Origin of the sequence: Rhodoferax sp. (genome assembly GCF_028715765.1) — a bacterium.
Lineage (GTDB): Bacteria > Pseudomonadota > Gammaproteobacteria > Burkholderiales > Burkholderiaceae_C > Rhodoferax.
On the sequence record NZ_JAQURE010000099.1, the window covers coordinates 1 to 3277 of the forward strand.

The 3277-nt window shown below is 58.3% G+C and carries 6 protein-coding genes; all 6 read right to left on the reverse strand.

Annotated features, from left to right (window positions below; translation table 11 throughout):
- On the reverse strand, positions 1–549 hold a 549-nt coding region (locus tag PHT20_RS16440; RefSeq protein WP_301021380.1), incomplete at its 3' end, for an aminotransferase class I/II-fold pyridoxal phosphate-dependent enzyme.
- Positions 546–986: a PIN domain-containing protein gene (locus PHT20_RS16445; protein ID WP_301021381.1), complete on the reverse strand. Its 441-nt coding sequence runs from the start codon at positions 984–986 to the stop codon at positions 546–548. The genes PHT20_RS16445 and PHT20_RS16440, both read right to left, overlap by 4 nt.
- Entirely contained in the window at positions 970–1209 is a 240-nt protein-coding gene (locus tag PHT20_RS16450) for a CopG family transcriptional regulator (RefSeq protein ID WP_300084357.1), read from the reverse strand. The genes PHT20_RS16445 and PHT20_RS16450 overlap by 17 nt, the downstream gene beginning before the upstream one ends.
- A 60-nt stretch (positions 1210–1269) precedes the next feature.
- On the reverse strand, positions 1270–2634 hold the full coding sequence (gene hisD, locus PHT20_RS16455) for a histidinol dehydrogenase (RefSeq protein WP_301021382.1): 1365 nt from the start codon (positions 2632–2634) through the stop codon (positions 1270–1272).
- Between the two features lie 59 nt (positions 2635–2693).
- A complete protein-coding gene (locus PHT20_RS16460) occupies positions 2694–2855 on the reverse strand; it encodes a hypothetical protein (RefSeq protein WP_301021383.1) in 162 nt (53 codons plus the stop codon).
- Positions 2856–2879: 24 nt separating this feature from the next.
- The coding region (gene hisG / locus PHT20_RS16465; protein ID WP_301021373.1) for an ATP phosphoribosyltransferase at positions 2880–3277 on the reverse strand (398 nt) is incomplete at its 5' end.

Below are 3277 nucleotides of genomic sequence, written 5' to 3' on the forward strand. Positions count from 1 at the left end.
GTCGTCGTTCCACAAATTAGCGGTCGGATTATTGGGGTAGGCCAGGTAAGTGATGGCGGGTTTGTGCTCGTCAATGGCTGCCAGCATGGCCGATTCATCCAGCTCAAAGTCGGCGGTGAGCGGCACACCGACAAAGTCCATGCCTTGCAGTTGTGCACTCATGGCGTACATCACAAACCCTGGCACGGGAGCCAGCACCACGGCTTTTTTGAAACCGTTGGCCGCGCTGGGTGGCACGGCGCAGGCCAGCGCCAGCAGGCTGATGAGTTCGTCTGAGCCGTTGCCCAGCATCAGGTCAAAACCGTCTGGCACCGGCGCGTAAGTTTTGAGTGCCGCATGCAAATCATTGACGCGGCCAGCAGGGTAGCGGTTCAGCGCCAAGGCGCCCAGGCGCTGGCCCAGCTTGGCTTGCAGCTCAGGCGGCAAACTGTGCGGGTTTTCCATGGCGTCGAGCTTGACCATGCCATGCGCGTCTTGCACAACATAAGCGTGCATGGCTTGCACGTCGGGGCGGATGCGGGTTGAAACAGAAGCGTGAAAAGGTGTCATTGGATGAGGCCAAGCGCGTTTGGCAAAGTGCGAAAAGGATTGATGATGGTGAGACTCTCTACGACGCGTTCATGCTGGAGGTCTTCTGTCAACAAATAGCGGCAACCTTGCTGAAGTGCAGCCGCCAGCATCAAAGCATCCCAATAGCTGTAGCCTGTCTCGTCCTGCAGCAGCCAGGCGTGATCGACGGTGGCATCGTCCACCAACCACGGCCGCCAGACCCGGTAACGGCGCACCACCTCTTGCGCCTGCTGCGGCTTCAAACTGGGCGCGACCTTGCGCAGGTTGGCATAGAGTTCATGCAGCACCTGGCTGCTGATACGACCCCGCTGACCTTGCCAGCACCAGCTGAGCCACTGCGCTGCAGCGTGCTGTTTATCAGGATGTCTCGGGTCTTGCGCGTAAAGCAGGACATTGGTATCAACGAAAACGGTCAAGTCGCTCGGCATAAATTTCATCGCGTTTGAGGTAGGCAGCGTCGAAGACAATCGGCTCGAAACGCAAGGCTTCGCGCATGGTACGACCGTAGGCATCATCGTGTCGCATCTTCTCGGCAATCATCTCGCCCACCCACCGAGAAACGCTGGTGTTGCGCTTGGCGGCTTCAACGCGCACCCACTCAGATGCGGCATCTTCCATCGTGATGGTGATATTTTTCATGGCCAAATGATACACAAAGTTCGTGTAACACAAAGTTCGTGTTGTGCCACAGGTATCCTTTCAGCGCAACCGCATCTCGGCGGCTCGGGCATGGGCTTGCAGGCCTTCGCCATGCGCCAGCACCGAGGCGATCTGGCCCAGCGTCTGCGCGCCCTGCTCGCTCACTTCGATCAGGCTGCTGCGCTTTTGAAAGTCATAAACGCCCAGCGGTGAGCTGAAACGCGCTGTGCCACTGGTGGGCAGCACATGGTTCGGGCCAGCGCAGTAGTCGCCTAGGCTCTCGCTGGTGTAAGCACCGAGAAAAATCGCACCCGCGTGTTTTAGCAGCGGCTCCCAGCGGTGCGGGTCACGGCTGCTCACCTCAAGGTGTTCTGGCGCAATGCGGTTGCTGATCTCGCAAGCCTCTTCCATGCTGCGCGTCAGGATCAGGGCGCCACGGCCGTTGAGGGATTTGGCGATGATCTCGCGCCGTGGCATCTCGGGCAGCAGGCGGTTGATGCTGGCCTGCACCAAGTCGATGTAAGCGGCATCGGGACACAACAAAATGCTTTGCGCCAGCTCATCGTGCTCGGCCTGGCTGAACAAGTCCATCGCCACCCAGTCAGGCGGCGTGCTGCCATCAGCCAGCACCAGAATTTCGCTCGGGCCAGCAATCATGTCAATGCCGACCACACCAAACACACGCTTTTTGGCGCTGGCCACGTAGGCGTTGCCGGGACCGGTGATTTTGTCAACCTTCGGGATGGTGGCCGTGCCATAAGCCAGTGCCGCAACCGCTTGGGCGCCGCCAATGGTGAAAGCGCGCGTGACACCGGCCACATAAGCTGCGGCCAGCACCAGCGTGTTGACTTCAGGCTTGGCATCAGATGCCGCGCCTGTGCCTCCACTGGCCACACTGCCGCGCACAGGGGTTGGCACGACCATGATGATTTCACCGACACCTGCCACATGGGCAGGAATGGCGTTCATCAACACGCTGCTGGGGTAAGCAGCTTTGCCGCCGGGCACGTAAATGCCGACGCGGTCCAGCGGCGTGACTTTTTGCCCTAGCAAAGTGCCGTCTACGTCGCGGTAGCTCCAGCTCTCGCCGCTGGCTTTGCGCTGGGCTTCATGGTAGCTGCGCACCCTAGCAGCTGCGGCTTGCAGGGCTTGGCGCTGGTCGTCTGGCAATGCGTCGAAAGCGACTTTGAGTTCGGCTTGGGTCAACTCCAGCTCGGCCATGGACTTGGCTTGCAAGCCATCAAAGCGTGCGGTGTAGTCCAGCACGGCGGCATCACCACGCTGCTGAACGTCTGCCAGGATGTCAGCCACACGCTGCTCAATGCCGGCATCAGTGTCGGCCGACCAGTGCAGGCGGGCTTTGAAATCTGCGTCAAAAGTGGCGCTAGAGGTTGATAAACGTGCGGGCGAAGCTATTGAATTCATTTTGGTTGCTTAAGGCAAATGGACATCCAGAAAATAACAATTGAGTTGAGAAGTTAGGTTTAACGTTTTCGGTGCGCTTTGATGCCAGCAATGACGCTTTTGACTGTGTCGTCTTTTGCAAGCTGCACACGCTCCACGGTGTAGTCGCCGCTACCGACTTGAAACTGATTCAAAAACCGCAATGCATCAATGACACCAAGCAGCCGCGTCAATGTGTTCATAGCGATACCTCCACAAAGAATTTACTACCTCACCGCCGACTCAAACGCATCAATGATGCGTCGAATAGGCGCCTGCTTGAGCTTGAGAGCGGCCTGGTTCACCACCAGGCGCGAGCTGATGTCCATGATGTGCTCCACCTCAACCAGCTGGTTGGCCTTGAGGGTGTTGCCGGTGGAGACCAGATCGACGATGGCATCCGCCATACCCACCAGCGGGGCCAGTTCCATGCTGCCGTAGAGCTTGATCAAGTCCACATGCACGCCTTTGCTGGCAAAAAACTCGCGTGAAATGGCTACGTATTTGGTCGCCACGGTCAGGCGCGAGCCTTTTTTGACCATGTTGGCATAGTCAAAACCTGAGCGCACCGCCACGCTGATGCGGCATTTGGCAATTTGCAAATCCAGCGGTTGGTACAAGCCCT

Excerpts from the sequence above, each read along its gene's own strand:
- PHT20_RS16450 (WP_300084357.1), bottom strand. The coding sequence starts at position 1,209 with ATGAAAAATATCACCATCACGATGGAAGATGCCGCATCTGAGTGGGTG.
- hisD (WP_301021382.1), bottom strand. The coding sequence starts at position 2,634 with ATGAATTCAATAGCTTCGCCCGCACGTTTATCAACCTCTAGCGCCACT.
- PHT20_RS16460 (WP_301021383.1), bottom strand. The coding sequence starts at position 2,855 with ATGAACACATTGACGCGGCTGCTTGGTGTCATTGATGCATTGCGGTTT.